14 protein-coding genes and 1 pseudogene are annotated in these 17431 nt (G+C 65.4%); 12 read left to right on the plus strand and 3 right to left on the minus strand.

The genetic code is table 11. The features are described from left to right. The first annotated feature begins 12 nt into the window (after positions 1–12). The 7 genes from ruvB to H290_RS0114250 all read left to right on the plus strand — a co-directional run bounded on the left by ruvB (position 13) and on the right by H290_RS0114250 (position 9242). Entirely contained in the window at positions 13–1158 is a 1146-nt protein-coding gene (gene ruvB / locus H290_RS0114220) for a Holliday junction branch migration DNA helicase RuvB (protein ID WP_020107479.1), read from the plus strand. A 113-nt stretch (positions 1159–1271) separates the two neighbouring features. Further along, positions 1272–1688, plus strand: a complete 417-nt coding sequence (yajC, locus tag H290_RS0114225) for a preprotein translocase subunit YajC (RefSeq protein ID WP_020107480.1) — start codon at positions 1272–1274, stop codon at positions 1686–1688. A gap of 129 nt (positions 1689–1817) precedes the next feature. Further along, complete coding sequence (gene secD / locus H290_RS0114230; protein ID WP_028463184.1) at positions 1818–3383, plus strand: protein translocase subunit SecD; 1566 nt, start codon at positions 1818–1820, stop codon at positions 3381–3383. Then, positions 3376–4563 carry a protein translocase subunit SecF gene (gene secF / locus H290_RS28610; RefSeq protein ID WP_020107482.1) on the plus strand — a complete coding sequence of 396 codons (1188 nt, stop codon included), beginning with the start codon at positions 3376–3378 and terminating at the stop codon, positions 4561–4563. The genes secD and secF overlap by 8 nt, the downstream gene beginning before the upstream one ends. 10 nt (positions 4564–4573) lie before the next feature. Further along, the gene (locus tag H290_RS0114240) at positions 4574–6280 is read left to right on the plus strand and encodes an ABC transporter substrate-binding protein (protein WP_036518898.1); all 1707 of its coding nucleotides are present in this window, start codon (positions 4574–4576) and stop codon (positions 6278–6280) included. Between the two features lie 25 nt (positions 6281–6305). Continuing rightward, positions 6306–6866: an adenine phosphoribosyltransferase gene (locus H290_RS0114245; RefSeq protein ID WP_020107484.1), complete on the plus strand. Its 561-nt coding sequence runs from the start codon at positions 6306–6308 to the stop codon at positions 6864–6866. A 33-nt stretch (positions 6867–6899) separates the two neighbouring features. Then, positions 6900–9242 (plus strand): bifunctional (p)ppGpp synthetase/guanosine-3',5'-bis(diphosphate) 3'-pyrophosphohydrolase, encoded by a 2343-nt coding sequence (locus H290_RS0114250; protein ID WP_020107485.1) that lies wholly within the window; start codon positions 6900–6902, stop codon positions 9240–9242. Between the two features lie 85 nt (positions 9243–9327). On the opposite strand, the gene H290_RS0114255 is transcribed toward H290_RS0114250, so the two are convergent. Next, on the minus strand, positions 9328–10227 hold the full coding sequence (locus H290_RS0114255) for a peptidylprolyl isomerase (protein ID WP_020107486.1): 900 nt from the start codon (positions 10225–10227) through the stop codon (positions 9328–9330). A gap of 212 nt (positions 10228–10439) precedes the next feature. On the opposite strand from H290_RS0114255, the gene H290_RS0114260 reads away from it, so the two are divergent. From H290_RS0114260 to H290_RS0114270, 3 genes are read left to right on the plus strand one after another with little or no spacing between them, the layout of a single operon-like run. Next, entirely contained in the window at positions 10440–11156 is a 717-nt protein-coding gene (locus H290_RS0114260) for an MBL fold metallo-hydrolase (RefSeq protein ID WP_020107487.1), read from the plus strand. Next, entirely contained in the window at positions 11153–12424 is a 1272-nt protein-coding gene (hisS, locus tag H290_RS0114265; protein ID WP_020107488.1) for a histidine--tRNA ligase, read from the plus strand. The genes H290_RS0114260 and hisS overlap by 4 nt, the downstream gene beginning before the upstream one ends. Before the next feature lie 5 nt (positions 12425–12429). Then, positions 12430–12606 carry a hypothetical protein gene (locus tag H290_RS0114270; protein WP_155976845.1) on the plus strand — a complete coding sequence of 59 codons (177 nt, stop codon included), beginning with the start codon at positions 12430–12432 and terminating at the stop codon, positions 12604–12606. 107 nt (positions 12607–12713) lie between these two features. Here H290_RS0114270 and H290_RS0114275 read toward each other — a convergent pair whose 3' ends face one another. Next, on the minus strand, positions 12714–14345 hold the full coding sequence (locus tag H290_RS0114275) for a DUF885 domain-containing protein (RefSeq protein ID WP_020107490.1): 1632 nt from the start codon (positions 14343–14345) through the stop codon (positions 12714–12716). Then, positions 14342–15205, minus strand: a complete 864-nt coding sequence (locus H290_RS0114280; RefSeq protein WP_020107491.1) for a neutral zinc metallopeptidase — start codon at positions 15203–15205, stop codon at positions 14342–14344. The genes H290_RS0114275 and H290_RS0114280 overlap by 4 nt, the downstream gene beginning before the upstream one ends. Before the next feature lie 95 nt (positions 15206–15300). Between H290_RS0114280 and aspS the strand changes: the two genes are divergently transcribed. Further along, positions 15301–17094: an aspartate--tRNA ligase gene (gene aspS, locus H290_RS28615; protein ID WP_020107492.1), complete on the plus strand. Its 1794-nt coding sequence runs from the start codon at positions 15301–15303 to the stop codon at positions 17092–17094. Between the two features lie 123 nt (positions 17095–17217). Beyond that, positions 17218–17431: pseudogene (locus tag H290_RS0114290) on the plus strand (hypothetical protein); the annotation flags it as partial.

A 17431-nucleotide genomic window follows, 5' to 3' on the forward strand; every position in this document is an offset into this window, starting at 1 on the left:
GGATGAGACCACATGATCGACCCAGACGACGACAGCGTCGGGGACGACTTCGGTTCCGGATCAGGTGACACCGACAGCCGTACCGTGAACGCCGCCCGGATCAAGGGCGACGCCGACCTCGACAACAGCCTGCGGCCACGGAGCCTGGGCGACTTCATCGGACAGCCGCGAGTCTGTGAACAGCTCGAGCTCGTGTTGCAGGCGGCCCGCGGGCGTGGCGGGACACCCGACCACATCCTGCTGTCGGGTCCGCCCGGACTCGGCAAGACATCGCTGGCGATGATCATCGCCTCGGAAATGGGTTCCCCACTGCGGATCACGTCGGGTCCGGCACTCGAGCGTGCCGGCGATCTCGCCGCGATGCTCTCCAATCTCGTCGAGGGCGATGTCCTGTTCATCGACGAGATCCACCGGATCGCCCGGCCCGCCGAGGAGATGCTCTACCTCGCGATGGAGGACTTCCGCGTCGACGTGGTCGTCGGCAAAGGCCCGGGTGCCACGTCGATCCCGCTCGACGTCGCACCGTTCACGCTGGTCGGCGCCACCACTCGTTCCGGTGCCCTCACCGGTCCGCTCCGAGACCGATTCGGATTCACCGCGCACATGGAGTTCTACGACACCGGCGAACTCGAACGGGTGCTGCATCGCGCGGCGAGAATTCTCGGGATCACCCTGGAGGCCGATGCCGGCGCCGAGATCGCGTCGCGGTCGCGGGGCACCCCACGTATCGCCAACCGGTTGTTGCGGCGCGTCCGTGACTACGCCGAGGTGCGGGCCGACGGTGTGGTCGACTTGGCCGTGGCGCGAGCCGCGCTGACGGTCTACGACGTGGACGAACTCGGCTTCGACCGTCTGGACCGCGCTGTCCTGGCTGCCCTGATCCGGGGTTTCGGTGGGGGACCGGTGGGTGTCTCGACCCTTGCGGTGGCCGTGGGCGAGGAGCCCGCCACCGTCGAAGAGGTGTGCGAACCATTCCTCGTACGCGCGGGGATGATCGCCCGGACCCCTCGCGGCCGTGTCGCGACGGCCGCGGCGTGGCACCACCTGGGGCTGACACCACCGGCCGGAGCGCTCAACGCAGCCTTCGGTGTGCGGGCCCGGGATGACGGCCCGGGCGTGGTTTCGCTCTTCGATTCGCCGGACGCCGGCGACATCTGAGGCGTCCTCATCCGATGCCGAATCGGACTGATCCGGCGGTGGTGGCACACTGGTCAGTGATTGCGAGCATTTCTCGCGACCACGGATTACAAAGCAAGGACTGAACACACCTCATGGAATTGCTATTCCCCCTACTGCTGGTCTTCCTGGTCGGCATGATGTTCCTGTCCATCCGCCGCCAGAAGAAGGCGTCGGCGGAAGCCAAGACCATGCAGGAGTCCCTGCAGGTCGGTGTCCGCGTCCAGACCACGTCGGGCGTGTACGGCACGGTGACCGGACTGGCCGAGGGCACCGTCGACATCGAGATCGCCGACGGCTTCGTCTCTCGCTGGAATCGTCTTGCCATCCGCGAGGTCGTCCACTCCGAAGATCTCGCCGACAGCTACCCGGGTGTCGGTCTGATCGGTGACGATGTCGAGATCGAATACAACGGCATCCACGATGACGACGACGACCTCGGCGGCAGCTCCGACGGCGATGACACCAGCATCAGCCTGGAGAAGCCGCACGAAGACCAAGACAAAGCGTAAGTACGCAGCCCGTACCGGGGCGCCTTCCAGGGAGGTGTCGCGACACTACTGTGATCGCGACACGTACCGTGGCAGGCGCCCCTGCGGTCTGCATGGGGTTTCTAGAACAACCGAGGAGACGTAGGCAGCGTGGCATCGTCGTCGAACCGTGAGGCACCGCCTATACGGTCTTTGATCGTCTTTTTCTTATTGATGATCGTCGTGTATGGCCTGGTGTTCTTCACCGGCAGTCAAGATCCGACACCCAAGCTGGGTATCGACCTGCAGGGTGGTACCCGGGTCACGCTGACCGCTCGTACCCCCGATGGCAGTTCACCGAGTCGAGATCAGCTCGACAAGGCCAAGCAGATCATCGAAAACCGTGTCAACGGACTCGGCGTCTCCGGCTCCGAAGTGGTCATCACCGGTGACAATCTGGTGATCACGGTGCCCGGTGACGACGGTCAGCAGGCGCGGACCCTCGGACAGACGGCGCTGCTGTATGTCCGTCCGGTCGCCAGTGTGCAGGCCGCCACCCCGCAACCGAACGCTGCGCCGCCACCCGAGAACCAGACGTCCGAAGAGGCGATCGCGGAGGCGAAGAAGTTGCGGCAGGCTCCCGCCGACGCCGACACCGCCCCTCTCATCGCCTACATGCCGCAGATGAACTGTGACCCGGCGGTCCCGGATCCGTTGCAGGGCAACGACGATCCCGCCCAATACCTGGTGACCTGTTCCGAAGACGGTACGCAGGTCTACCTGCTCGAGCCGCAGATCCTCAAGGGCAGTGACATCGATTCGGCGGAGGCCGGGACCACGCAGGGCACCGGTGCCTGGATCGTGCGACTGGACTACAAGGGCGGTGCCAGCGAACGATGGGCCAGCTACACGGCCCAGAACATCGGCAAGCAGACGGCCTTCACGCTCGACTCCAAGGTTGTCAGCGCACCCCAGATCAACGGCGCCATCAGCGGCACCACCGAGGTCAGCGGCAACTTCAGCCAGAGTGAGGCGAAAGACCTCGCGAACGTCCTCAAGTACGGTTCGCTGCCGTTGTCCTTCGAGGCGTCGGACGCTCAAACGGTCTCGGCCACCCTCGGCTGGTCGTCGCTGAAGGCCGGTCTGATCGCCGGACTCGTCGGTCTGATCCTCGTCTTCATCTATGCGCTGCTGTACTACCGGATGCTCGGAATCCTGACGATCCTCTCGCTGGTGCTGTCCGGGATCATGGTCTACGGCATCATGGTGCTGCTCGGTCGCTACATCGACTTCTCGCTGGACCTGGCAGGTATCGCCGGTCTGATCATCGGTATCGGTATGACCGCCGACTCGTTTGTCGTCTATTTCGAACGAATAAAGGACGAGATGCGCGAAGGCCGGAGCTTCCGCTCCGCGGTTCCGCGGGGCTGGGCACGCGCGAAACGGACCATCTGGTCCGGTAACATGGTCAGCTTGATTTCGGCGGGCGTGCTGTACTTCCTGGCGATCGGTGAGGTTCGCGGCTTCGCGTTCACACTGGGACTCACCACCATCCTCGACGTCGTCGTGGTCTTCTTGGTGACCTACCCGCTGGTGGTCTACGCATCACGGTCGAAGTTCCTCTCCAAACCCAACATCAATGGACTGGGCGCCGTCACCGAAGTGGCGCGCGAGCGCCGTCAGGCTGCTGCCGCGGATCGTCCGACTTCGACCTCAGGAGGTGTGCGCAATGGCTGAAGCCGATCGCCTGGCGCCCACGAGTGACGCGGACTTTGTCTCGGCCACCAACCGCTCGGTGCTGTCTCGCCTGTACACCGGTACCGGTGCGTTCCAAATCGTCGGCAAACGCCGTATGTGGTACGCGATCACGCTGGCGATGATGGTCATCTCGCTGGCCAGTATCGGGATCAGAGGTTTCACCCTCGGCATCGATTTCGAGGGCGGGACAGAGATCTCGTTCCCGATGTCGGATGGTGTCACCGTCTCGGAGGTCGAGGACGCCTACGCCGGCGTGATGGGCAGCGACCCGGAATCGGTGCAGACCGCGGGTTCCGGATCCAGTAAGACGGTGCAGATCCGTACCGAGACCCTCGGGGCCCGGGACGTGGTGAAGGTGAACTCGGCGCTGGCCGAGGAGTTCGGCCTGGCACCCAACGACGTGAGCTCCTCCGAGGTGAGTTCCACCTGGGGAGGTGAGATCACCAAGAAGGCGATCATTGCGCTCATCGTCTTCCTGATAGTCGTCACGGGGTACATCGCGATCCGGTTCGACAAGGAGATGGCGCTGGCCGCGATGGCTGCGCTTATCTTCGACATCGTCACCACCGCCGGTATCTATTCACTGGTGGGATTCGAGGTGACACCGGCCACCGTCATCGGGTTCCTCGCGATTCTGGGTTTCTCGCTCTACGACACGGTGGTCGTCTTCGACAAGGTCGAGGAAAACGTGCGAGGGGTCACGCAGACGACGCGACGCACCTACGCCGAGCAGGCGAACCTCGCGGTGAACCAGACGCTGATGCGATCCATCAACACCACCATCATCTCGGTGTTGCCCGTGCTCTCGCTGATGCTGATCGCGGTCTTGCTGCTGGGTGTCGGCACCTTGAAGGATCTGGGCCTGGTCCAGATGGTCGGTGTCATCACCGGTACCTACTCGTCGATATTCTTCGCCACACCGCTGCTGGTGACGCTGAAGGAGCGTCGTAAAGACATCAGTGCGCACACCCGCAAGGTTTTGACGCGCCGGGCCGAACGCGAACAGCGTGCGGTCGCCACCAGCAAGGCGCAGACCAATGGGTCGGCGGCCACCACAACGCTGACCAAGACGGCACCGACGACCAAGCGGGCCGCGCGCCCCGGAAGTACTCCGGAGCCAGGGGCGCGTCCTTCGGGCAAGCGCAGGCGCAAGCAATAGCCTCACGTCGATGAGAAGCCATGGGTTCCTGGCGATGGCGATCGCGGGGGCATGCGTCCTGGGGTCGGTCACGGCCTGCTCGGACCCGCCGGTGAACACCGTCAACTACGTCATCGATGGCGCGGTCACGACATACAACCCGGGATCGTTGGGCGGGTCCACCGAGGGTTCGCTGATGGCGTTGTCGCGGGTACTCCCGGGCTTCAGTTACCTGGGACCCGACGGCGGCGTTCTCGCGGACACCGACATCGGTACCGCGGTGGTGACCGACAGCGACACCGGGCGGCTGGTTGTCCGGTATCAGGTCAATCCGCTGGCCGTGTACAGCGACGGAGTGCCTTTGACCTGTGACGCGTTGATGCTGGCGTGGGCGGCGCACAGTGGCGCCGTCGGCGGGTTCGACGTGGACACCACTGCCGGATATCGCGACATCGAGAGTGTCGATTGCCAGGCCGGAGCCCGGACGGCGTCGGTCACGTTCAAAAGCGGTCGCGCATACAAGGATTGGAAGGCGCTCTTCGGCGCCGGCACCTTACTGCCACCCCAGGTGATCACCGCGAAGATGGGCATTTCGTCAGTCGTCGACGTCATCACCGGATCCGACCCGAGTGCCAAGGCCGAACTGGCCCGGGTGTGGAACGGGGCGTGGAAGCTGCTGCCCGGGGAGGTCGGGCCCGACCCATATCCGGCGCTGGGACCGCTGCGGGTCCAGGAGTACACCCACGATGACGGGCTGGTCCTGACCGCCAACACTCGCTGGTGGGGTGATCCACCGGCCACGGATCGAATCACTGTGTGGCCGAGGCAGACCGAGATGACCGAGGAGATCGCCGGGGGAGACGCCGGGTCCGTCGATGTCCTCGACATCGCGACCGGTGCCTACGGCGTCGATCCTGCGCCCCGCGTCCAGGCGAACGCCGAATCGCTTCCTCCCGTGGCGCAGGTGGTGACGATGTCGTCGCTGGGTGTCGAACGTCTGGTCTTTTCGCGTGGAGGCGTGTTCGCCGATGCCGCCGTGAGGCGGGCATTTGCCGCCTGCATTCCCCGCGACAGTCTGGCGCGCGAATTCGGTCGGGGAGCCCAGGTTGCCAACTATCACATCCTCGGCCCGGACGACCTGTTGTCAGATTCGGTGAATGCCCAGTTCGGTGGAGAGTATGTGCGGGCCGATCCCGAACGGGCCGGCCGAGAACTGGCCGCCGCCCGTGCCGGGAGACCGGAGCTGGTCGTGCGCATCGGCTATGTCGGGCCGGACAGCCGGCGGGCGCAGATGGTGTCGGCGATCGCCGCGAGCTGTGGTCGTGCCGGTGTGACCGTCACCGACAACGCGGGCCCGCAGATCGGTCCGGCCAGTCTCGGGCGTGACGTCGATATCCTGATCACCGCCTCCGGCAACGGATTTGCGGCCACCGGTGCTGCCGATCCGACCCGCGACAGCTACGCATTCGTGCGCGGTGAGCCGATCAACGTCGGCGGCTACGACAACGAGCGGGTGTCGGCGTTGATCGAACAGCTCGCGGTGACCGTGCCGCCGGCGCAGCGGCTCCCGTTGCTGCGCGAGATCGAATCGCTGCTGTGGCGCGACATGCCGGTGTTGCCGCTGTTTGTGGAGGCGCGGACGAGACTGGTGGGGGACAATATGAACAATGTGGTGGTGGGGATGTCCAGAACGGGCGCGGGATGGAATATCGACCGGTGGCTGTTGACCAACAGCTGAACGAACGACATTGAGGACACACCAGATGAACAGTCAGAGCGCGATCGGCCACGACGCCCTTGCGGTGATCGAGCGACTGACCCGCAAGGTGGCCGACTTCCCTTCTCCGGGAATCCAATTCAAGGACCTCTCGCCCGTCCTGGCTGATCCCGAGGGACTGCGTGCGGTGATTGCGGGGCTGGCGTCCGGGGGCGTCGGCGGGGTGGACCTCGTTGCGGGAATCGATGCCCGCGGATTCTTGTTGGGATCTGGTGTCGCTCTGCAGCTCGGCACCGGCGTGCTGGCCATGCGTAAGGCCGGCAAGCTGCCACCGCCCGTGCTGACCGAGACGTACACGCTCGAATACGGCACGGCCAGCCTGGAGATCCCGGCGGACGGGCTGGATCTGACCGGACGCCGTGTCCTGGTCATCGACGACGTCCTGGCCACCGGTGGAACGGTGATCGCAGCGGTGAAACTGCTGAAGCAGGCCGGTGCGATCCCGGTCTCGATCGCGGTGGTGATGGAACTCGAAGGACTGGGCGGGCGCGAGGCGGTCAGCGCGGCCTGCGGCAACGTCGGCATCTCGGCGCTGGCGCCGGGCTGAGACGACTAGTCTTGGCGACAACGGAGGTGACAGATGGCTGATGAGGCTTCCAAGACTGCATCGGTGACCACCGGTGACAAAGAGTCGGAACCGAAAACCGGTGGCGCCGCGGTATCGACGTCGGCGTCGCGGCGTGTGCGCGCCCGCCTCGCCCGTCGCATGACAGCGACCAAGAGTTCCATCCGGCCCGTTCTCGAGCCCCTGGTCGCCCTGCACCGCGATATCTACCCCAAGGCCGACGTCGCTGTGCTGCAACGGGCATACGACACCGCAGAGGCACGCCACAGCGGTCAGTTCCGCAAGTCCGGCGACCCGTACATCACCCATCCGCTGGCCGTGGCGACCATTCTCGCCGACCTCGGGATGGACACCACGACCCTGGTCGCGGCATTGCTGCACGACACCGTCGAGGACACCGGCTATTCGCTGGAACAGCTCTCCGAAGACTTCGGGCAGGAAGTGGCCCACCTTGTCGATGGCGTCACGAAACTCGACAAGGTCGCCTTGGGTAATGCCGCGGAGGCCGAGACCATCCGCAAGATGATCATCGCGATGGCCCGCGACCCGCGGGTGCTCGTGATCAAGGTGGCCGACCGGCTGCACAACATGCGGACCATGCGTTTCCTCCCACCCGAGAAGCAGGCCCGCAAAGCGAGGGAGACGCTCGAGGTCATCGCCCCGCTCGCCCACCGCCTCGGTATGGCAACGGTCAAGTGGGAGCTCGAGGACCTGGCTTTTGCGATCCTGCATCCCAAGCGATACGAGGAGATCGTCCGGTTGGTCGCCGACCGGGCACCGTCGCGCGACACCTATCTGGCGCGCGTGCGCGCCGACATCATCAAGTCACTCGAGGCATCGCGCATCACCGCGACGGTGGAGGGCCGGCCCAAGCACTACTGGTCGATCTACCAGAAGATGATCGTCAAGGGCCGCGAGTTCGACGACATCCACGACCTGGTCGGCATGCGCATCCTGTGCGACGATCTCCGCGACTGCTATGCGGCTGTGGGCGTGGTCCATTCGCTCTGGCAGCCGATGGCGGGCCGGTTCAAGGATTACATCGCCCAGCCCCGGTTCGGGGTGTATCAGTCGCTGCACACCACGGTGATCGGTCCCGAGGGCAAGCCGCTGGAAGTGCAGATCCGGACCCGCGACATGCATCGCACCGCCGAGTTCGGCATCGCGGCGCACTGGCGGTACAAGGAGACCCGGGGAAAGAACGGCACCAAGGCGGGATCGGAGTCCGCAGAGGTCGACGACATGGCGTGGATGCGTCAGTTGCTCGATTGGCAGAGGGAGGCAGCCGATCCCGGAGAGTTCCTCGAATCGCTGCGTTACGACCTGGCGGTCAAGGAGATCTTCGTCTTCACCCCGAAGGGTGATGTGATCACCCTTCCGATGGGGTCGACGCCGGTCGACTTCGCGTACGCGGTGCACACCGAGGTGGGTCACCGCTGCATCGGAGCGCGGGTCAACGGGCGACTTGTCGCGCTGGAGCGCAAGCTCGAAAACGGCGAAGTGGTCGAGGTATTCACCTCGAAGGCTGCGACAGCGGGTCCGTCGCGGGACTGGCAGGGTTTTGTCGTCAGCCCGCGGGCGACGGCCAAGATCCGGCAGTGGTTCGCGAAGGAACGTCGCGAAGAGGCACTCGAGTCCGGCAAGGACGCGATCATCAAAGAGGTTCGCCGCGGCGGACTTCCGATCCAGCGCCTCCTCAACAGCGACTCGATGAGTGCGATCGCCAGCGAGCTGCGTTTCGCCGATGTCTCGGCGTTGTACGCCGCGGTCGGCGAAGGCCATGTGTCGGCGCGACACGTGGTCAGCCGGTTGGTTGCCCAGCTCGGTGGTATCGAGGCCGCGCAAGAGGAACTCGCCGAACGGTCCACACCGTCGACGATGCCGTCGCCGGTCCGACAGACCGGTGATGCCGGCGTGGTGGTTCCGGGTGCCGAAGGTGTGCTCGCGAAACTGGCCAAGTGCTGCACCCCGGTCCCGGGCGACGAGATCATGGGGTTCGTCACCCGCGGCGGCGGCGTCAGTGTGCACCGCACCGACTGCACCAACGCCGGGTCACTGCGCGAGCAGGCCGAGCGGATCATCGACGTCAAGTGGGCGCCCTCACCGTCGTCGGTGTTCCTGGTCGCCATTCAGGTTGAGGCGCTGGACCGTTCACGTTTGCTGTCTGACGTGACGCGGGTCCTCGCCGACGAACGGGTCAACATCTTGTCGGCGTCGGTGACCACCAGTCGTGACCGGGTGGCCATCAGCAAGTTCACGTTCGAGATGGGTGATCCCAAGCACCTCGGGCACGTACTGAACGTCGTGCGCAATGTCGAAGGTGTTTACGACGTCTACCGGGTGACCTCGGCCGCCTGATCCAACTGCTCGAAATCAAACTGCGCGGAATCAATCGGACGACAGACTCGGCCGCCCGGGATCGGGGCGGCCGAGTCTGTCGGTCTCAGTTGGTGATGGTCGCGGTGGAGATATCGACCGGCAGTACGGGTTTGCCGTCGGCGGAGGGGGCACCGTCGGTTCCGGGTTGGACGCCGGCGGCCAGGACCTTGTCGAGGACCGCGAGTCCGGCGGGGTCGACCGTACCGATGACCGAGTAGCTCGGTGCCAGCGTGCTGTCCTGGATCACCATGAAGAACTGGCTGGCGCCGGTGTTCTCCTTGCCGCTGTTGGCGACGGCGATGGTGCCACGCGGGTAGACGACGGACTGGCCGGTGGTGTCGCCGGCTGCTGGTGCGAGGTTCGTGGGCGCCTCATCGGGACTCTGCCATCCGGGTCCGCCGGCACCGGTCGCAGTCGGATCGCCGCACTGCAGCACCTTGATGCCCTCGGTGGTGAGGCGGTGGCAGGTGGTGTTGTTGTAGAACCCGGCCTTGATCAGCGTCTCGAAGGCGCCGACGTTGCACGGCGCACCCTCACGTTCGAGCGTCATGGGCAGATCACCCTGGCTGGTGGCGAACACCGCGTCGAGCGTTCCGCTCTTGAGCTGCTTGTCACCGGGCATCGGGGTGGTGCGCTTGTTGGCCATTCCGGCGGTGAGCTCTTCCTTGTACTTGAGGTACTCGGCGTGCTGCTCTTCCGGGACTTCTTCGATCGCCGGCAACGACGCCAGCGGGTCTGCGTCGTTCGGGGTGTACGCGCAGGCGGTCCAGCGCGCCTTCTCGTTGTCGTCGGACACCTTTTTGACGGCGAACGCGGTCACACTCGCGGCAACAAGGACGACCACGGCCACCGAACTGCCGATGATGATCAGCTTGCGCCTGCGTGCCTCCTGCTGCTGCCGCTCCAACCGCTTCTCCAGCTTGCGTTTTGCCGCTTGCCGTCGTTGCTCGTTGTTGCTCGCCACTGCCGAGAACCTCCGTCGAAGTCTTACGATTGCCCGCGCCCCGGTGTGGGACACCGATGCGAGTCTGCCAGCACTTGCTGAGAGCACGTTATACGGGCGATGCCCGGGCGCGCCGAACAAGGCGCGGACCTGAACACACGGCCGTGGCGAACAAGGTTTGGCCGTGCTGGGATGATGGTGGGAAACGCCCTTACGACCCAGGAGAACAGACCATGCTGATCACGGGTTTCCCCGCCGGTATGTTCGGCACCAACTGTTATGTGGTGGCGAGCGGACCCGGCAACGATGCGATCATCATCGACCCAGGTCAGGATGCGGCACCGGCGGTCAGAGAGATACTTTCCGAGCATCAGCTGAACCCGGTGGCCGTCCTGCTGACCCACGGCCACCTCGACCACACCTGGAATGCCGCGGAACTCTGTGACGAATTCGCCATCCCGGCCTACATCCATCCCGACGACCGGCCGATGCTGGCCGATCCGGGCCGTGGAATCGGGCGGGCGATGTCGTCGATCATCGGTGACACGGAGTTCCGGGAGCCCGAAAAAGTCATCGAACTGATCGACCGCGAACCGGTCGACGTCGCGGGTCTGACGTTCACCGTCGACCACGCGCCCGGTCACACCCTGGGTTCAGTGCTTTTCGGTATCGACGTCGACACCCCCGAGGGCACTGTGCCGGTGTGCTTCTCAGGTGATGTGCTGTTCGCCGGTTCGATCGGGCGCACCGATCTGCCCAATGGCAGCCATCAGCAACTCCTCGACTCGATCGCCGACCGGCTGCTGCCCCTGCCCGACAACACAGTGGTCTTGTCGGGCCACGGCGAGCAGACCAGCATCGGTCGCGAACGCGCCACCAACCCATTCCTTGCCGACCTGACCGCGTCAGGTGCGGCCGATCTACCCAAGAAGGGACGTCACGGGCTGTGAATGCCGGATTCCAGGCTCCACGAGGTGTACCGGACTATGTGCCACCGCAGTCTGCGCAGTTCGTTGCGGTCCGCGACACCCTGACGCGGGCTGCGCGGCTCGCCGGGTACTCGCACATCGAGCTCCCGATCTTCGAGGACACAGCACTGTTCGCCCGTGGTGTCGGTGAATCCACCGACGTCGTCTCCAAGGAGATGTACACGTTCGCCGACCGCGGCGATCGCTCGGTCACGCTACGGCCTGAGGGCACCGCCGGCGTCATGCGGGCAGTGATCCAGCACGGCCTCGATCGTGGGCAACTGCCGGTCAAATTGTCGTACAACGGACCGTTCTTCCGGTATGAGAAGCCGCAGACCGGTCGTTACCGGCAGCTGCAGCAGGTCGGTGTCGAGGCGATCGGCATCGACGATCCGGCACTCGACGCCGAGGTCATCGCGATCGCCGATGAGGGTTTCCGTCGTCTCGGCCTCACCGGGTTCCGTCTCGAGATCACCTCGCTCGGCGACGACACGTGTCGACCCCAGTACCGGGAAGCCTTGCAGCAGTTCCTCTTCGGGCTCGACCTCGATGAAGAAACCCGTCGTCGGGCGGAGATCAACCCGCTGCGCGTCCTCGACGACAAGCGCCCGCACATTCGCGAGGCGACCGCATCGGCGCCGCTGATGATCGACTATCTGTCGGACTCGGCACGCGAACACTACGACGCGGTGATCGGGCACCTCGATCGTCTCGGTGTTCCGTACGAGAAGAACCCGCGACTGGTACGCGGCCTCGACTACTACACCAAGACCACGTTCGAGTTCGTGCACGACGGTCTCGGCGCGCAGTCCGGCATCGGTGGCGGTGGTCGCTACGACGGGCTCATGAAGCAGCTCGGTGGCAAGCAGGAGTTGTCCGGCATCGGGTACGGCCTCGGCGTCGACCGCACCGTGCTCGCGCTGGAGGCCGAAGGCATTGCCGCCGTCAGCGATGCGCGCTGCGAGGTGTTCGGGGTCCCGATGGGTGAGGCAGCCAAAGATGAGCTGGTCGCGATCACCGGCCGTCTCCGGGCGGCCGGCATCCGCGCTGACATCGCCTACGGCGGACGGGGCCTGAAGGGTGCGATGAAGGCCGCCGATCGCTCGGGTGCGCGGTTTGCGCTGGTGCTCGGTGAGAACGAACTCACCGACGGTCAGGTCGAACTCAAGGACCTGTCCAACGGAGAGCAGCAGCGCGTTGCGCTCGATGAGGTTGTGACACACATCAATTCGGCGCTGGCCCAGGGATAGTGGCCGTGGGGGCGAGGCGCCGGTGGGCGGCGATCCTGATGGGTGTGGTGATGGCGACTGGTACGGCCGCCTGCACCCTCACCGTCGACGGTGATCCGGCGCCGGCCCCGCACACCGGCCGGACCTGGGGAAGTCAGGCCCACACACCGGAGTTCCCGACAGCCGAGAACCCACCCGGCTAGCTGCGCCCCACCCCCAAACGAGCCACTTATACGAAGACGAGCCACAAATATGCGGCTCGTCTTCGTATTTCCGGCTCGTTTGCGGGGGTGCGTGTTTGCGGGGTAGGTCAGGTCAGTTCTGCCTGCAGGACATCGAGACTGACACCGCCGAGCGCGAGTGCCTTGCGGTGGAAATCCTTCAGCGAACGGGTGGGATCGCGGCGGAGGTAGTCGTCGCGCGCCTTCTCCCAGACCCGTTGTCCCAGTGCGTACGACGGAGCCTGCCCGGGCCATCCGAGGTACCGGTCGAGTTCGAACCGCAGGACGGTCTTGTCCATCGCCACCGCGGAGGTCAGGAACTGCCAGGCCTTGTCGGCATCCCAGGTACCGCCGCCCACCGAGGCGGGTGCGGTCAGACCGCAGTGGACGCCGATGTCGACGACGACGCGGGCGGCGCGCAGACGCTGTGAGTCGAGCATCCCCATCCGGTCGCCCGGATCGTCGAGCCAGCCCAGCTCGCCCATCAGCCGCTCGGCGTAGAGGGCCCAGCCCTCGCCGTGGCCGGAGGTGAACGAGGCCAGTTTGCGCCACCGGTTCAGTTCGGGGCTCACCATCGCCGATCCAAGCTGCAGGTGGTGGCCGGGGACACCTTCGTGGAAGACCGTCGTGGTCTCCTGCCAGGTGTGGAAGACCTGCTGCTGCGGCGGCACGGACCACCACATGCGGCCCGGACGACTCAGGTCTTCGCTGGGCATCGTGTAGTAGATGACCCCGGTCGCCGCCGGTGCCAGGCGGCACTCCAGCGCCGTGAGTTCTGCCGGGATCTCGAAGTGCAGCCGGCCGACCTCTTCGGTCGCGCGGTCGGACAGGTCCTGCATCCAGGCGACAAAAGCGTCGCGGTCGGTCATCTGGTAGCGGGGATCGTTGTTGAGCGCTTCGAGGGCGCCGGCCACACCGGCGCCGGGGGCGATTTGCTGGGCCAACGTTTCCTGTTCGGCCACAATTGATTCGAGAAGGTCCAGACCCCAGGCGTAGGCATCGTCGACGTCGATGTCGGCGCCCACGAACTCGGCCGAATGGAGTCGGTAGCGATCGCGGCCGACGGCATCGGCGTCGACGGTGCGGGGGAGTACCTCATCGCGCAGTACCGCCGCGAGGTCGGTCATCGCCGCACCCACCTGCCCGCGCAGGTCGTCGAGCAAACCTGATTTGTCGGTGCTCTCGATGGCGGTGGCGTTGCTGAAGATCGACCCGGTTGCGGTGTCCGCCTGTGCCGCACACAGATTCACCTGCCGGCTGACCAGTGGGGGACCGGTCTGCAAACGATGGCGGATCCCGGTGATGATCGACCGGGCACAGGACGGGATCTGCGACAGCCGGGCCAGGAACAGGTCCTGATCCCCGGGCGTGGTGGTCGGCATCAGATCGAAGACGTCGCGGACGCCTTGCAGCGGAGACTCGATGACGTTCACCTCGCCGACCCGCAGCCCCGCGTCGTCGACGGCCAGCGCGCGACGCAACTGATCGGACATCGTCGCGACGGTCACTCGGTCGACGTCGTCGCTGATCGTCGCTGCCGCCAGCGAGGTCAGAGCGGCGCGCCGGGCGGACACCCTCTCGGCCTCACCGTCGGGGGTGAAGTCGGGCAGACGATCGTCGTACCCGGTCACCCCGAGGTGCGTGGCCTCGATCGGATTGAGAGCGCAGGACTGCTCGAGATGTTCTTCGGCGATCCGGTCGATCGCACTGGACCGGATCACAGGCTTGCGGCTTCGAACGTGTTGCAGGAGTTCGGATCACCGGTGGTGTAGCCGACGTTGAACCAGTGGACCCGCTGATCGGACGACCCGTGTGTCCAGCCTTCGGGATTGGAGGCAGCGCCACCGATGGCGTCGTCGCCGATCGCCTTCGCCGTCTTGATCACATCGTTGATCTGCTGCTGCGTCAGCGGTTCGAGCATCGCGTCGGGACCCTTGTCCGCGTGGGACGCCCAGACGCCGGCCAGGCAGTCGGCCTGCAGTTCGATCCGCACCGAACCCGAGGTCGGTCCGGCGGAGCCCATTCGCTGGCCCTGCTGCAACGCGCCGGTCAGATATTCGACGTGGTGGCCGTACTCGTGGGCGACCACGTATTCCTGGGCGAGTGGCCCGTCGCCGCCACCGAGCCGGCCACTCAGCACATCGAAGAACGCGGGATCGAAGTACGCGGTCTGGTCTCCGGGGCAGTAGAACGGGCCCACGTCGGAGGTGGCCGGTCCGCAGGCGGTGTCGACGCTGCCCTCGAAGATGATCGTCTTGGGTGGTTCGTAGCCGGGCATGATGTCCGACCACACTGCGTCGAGGCTGTTGGTGGTGGCCACGATCCGGCACACCGTGTCGGTGTTGGCCTGCTCGATGGTGCAGCTGCTGATGTGTTCGTCGATCGCCGATTGGTCCTGCGACGACGATGTGGAACTCGATCCGTCGCTGCCCAGGCCGAGGTCGTTGGGGTCCAATCCGAACAGGGCTGCCACGATGACGATGATCAGGCCTGCTCCACCGCCGATGGCGAGTTTGCCGCGCCCGCCGCCTCCGCCTGAAACGTTGCCGGTGTTCAACGGCCCGCCGCCTCGAAAAGTCATGCGGCCAGCATTGCATGAGCAGTGCCGTTCTTGGCCGAACGAGACAGCCGTAGGATGTTGCACGATACAAAATCGTCAGCTTCGAGAGGACCATTGTGCTGCGCACCCAATTTGCCGGATCACTGCGAGCCGCGAACGCCGGGCAAACCGTGACGTTGACCGGCTGGGTGGCGCGCCGACGCGACCACGGCGGCGTGATCTTCATCGATCTGCGGGACAGCACCGGCCTCGCGCAGGTCGTTTTCCGGGACGAGGCCGTCGCCACGCCTGCGCACCGTCTGCGTGCCGAGTACTGCGTCAAGGTCACCGGTGTCGTCGAGCAGCGTCCGGCCGGCAGCGAGAACCCCAACCTGGAATCCGGCGAGATCGAGATCAACGCCACCGAACTGGTTGTTCTCAACGAATCGGCGCCGCTGCCGTTCCAGCTCGACGAGAACCCCGGCGAGGAAGCTCGCCTGAAGTACCGCTACCTCGATCTTCGTCGTGAAGGTCCCGGTGCGGCACTGCGTTTGCGGTCGAAGGTCAACCAGGCTGCGCGCAATGTGTTGCTGGAGCAGGACTTTGTCGAGATCGAAACTCCGACGCTGACCCGCTCGACGCCCGAGGGAGCCCGCGACTTCCTGGTTCCCGCACGTCTGCAGCCGGGCACGTTCTACGCACTGCCGCAGAGCCCGCAGCTGTTCAAGCAGCTGCTGATGGTGGCCGGTATGGAGCGCTACTTCCAGATCGCCCGCTGCTACCGCGACGAGGACTTCCGCGCCGACCGGCAGCCCGAGTTCACCCAGCTCGACATCGAGATGAGCTTCGTCGAGCAGGACGACATCATCGCGCTTGGTGAGGAGATCCTGGTCGCACTGTGGAAGCTGATCGGCTACGACGTGCAGACCCCGATCCCGCGGATCACCTACGCGGATGCAATGCGTCGTTTCGGTAGCGACAAGCCCGATCTGCGCTTCGACATCGAACTCGTCGAGTGCGCCGACTACTTCAAGGACACTCCGTTCCGGGTGTTCCAGGCGCCATACGTCGGTGCGGTCGTGATGCCCGGTGGCGCAAGCCAGCCGCGCCGTCAGCTCGACGCCTGGCAGGAATGGGCCAAGCAGCGCGGCGCCAAGGGACTTGCCTACGTGCTGGTGCAGGAAGACGGCTCGCTGGGTGGTCCGGTGGCCAAGAACCTGTCCGAGGCCGAACGTGACGGTCTGGTCGCCCACGTCGGCGCCAACCCCGGTGACTGCGTCTTCTTCGCGGCCGGCCCGGCCAAGGCTCAGCGTGCGTTGCTCGGTGCGGCCCGCGGCGAGATCGCCTCGAAGCTCGGCCTGATCAAGGACGGCGACTGGGCGTTCACCTGGGTGGTCGACGCACCGCTGTTCGAACCCACCGGCGACGCCACCGCAAGCGGCGACGTGGCCGTGGGTTCGGGTGCGTGGACCGCTGTGCACCACGCCTTCACCTCGCCCAAGCCGGAATCGGTCGACGTGCTCGAGTCCGATCCGGGTTCGGCTTTGGCCTACGCCTACGACATCGTCTGCAACGGCAACGAGATCGGTGGCGGCTCGATTCGTATCCACAAACGCGACATCCAGGAACTGGTCTTCAAGATCATGGGGATTTCGCACGACGAAGCCCAGGAGAAGTTCGGATTCCTGCTCGACGCGTTCGCCTTCGGCGCACCGCCGCACGGCGGAATCGCCTTCGGCTGGGACCGCATCACGGCTCTGCTGGCCGGACAGCCATCGATCCGCGACGTGATCGCCTTCCCGAAGTCCGGTGGCGGCATCGATCCACTGACCGACGCTCCGGCGGCCATCACCCCGGACCAGCGCAAGGAGTCGGGCATCGACGCCAAGCCGGCTGCACCGAAGCAGCAGCAGGCACCGGCCGACGCCTGACAGCTACACCTTCGAGCCAACGACAGAACCACCCGTTCCAGGCAAACCCACCAGTTGCACCCTCCCTGCCACCCTGGTTGTAAGACACCAGGAGTGGTAAGGGTGGTGGGGATGGAGTGTGCAATGGATTTGTTGAATACCCCGATCGATGTGCCGATAGGGAGGTCAGCGAAGGGTTATCGTTCGTTCCCGGTCGCGTTCCGGATTGAGTTCCTGCAACGCTGGGACCTAGCGGTGCAGCGCGGCGCCAAGACCCGGTTGATGCGTGAATACAGCCTGACCCGGGCGACCGTGCGAGAGTGGTTACAGGCCCGCGAGTCCGGTGCGTTCAGCGACT

It is taken from the genome of Nocardia sp. 348MFTsu5.1, assembly GCF_000383535.1.
Lineage (GTDB): Bacteria > Actinomycetota > Actinomycetes > Mycobacteriales > Mycobacteriaceae > Williamsia > Williamsia faeni.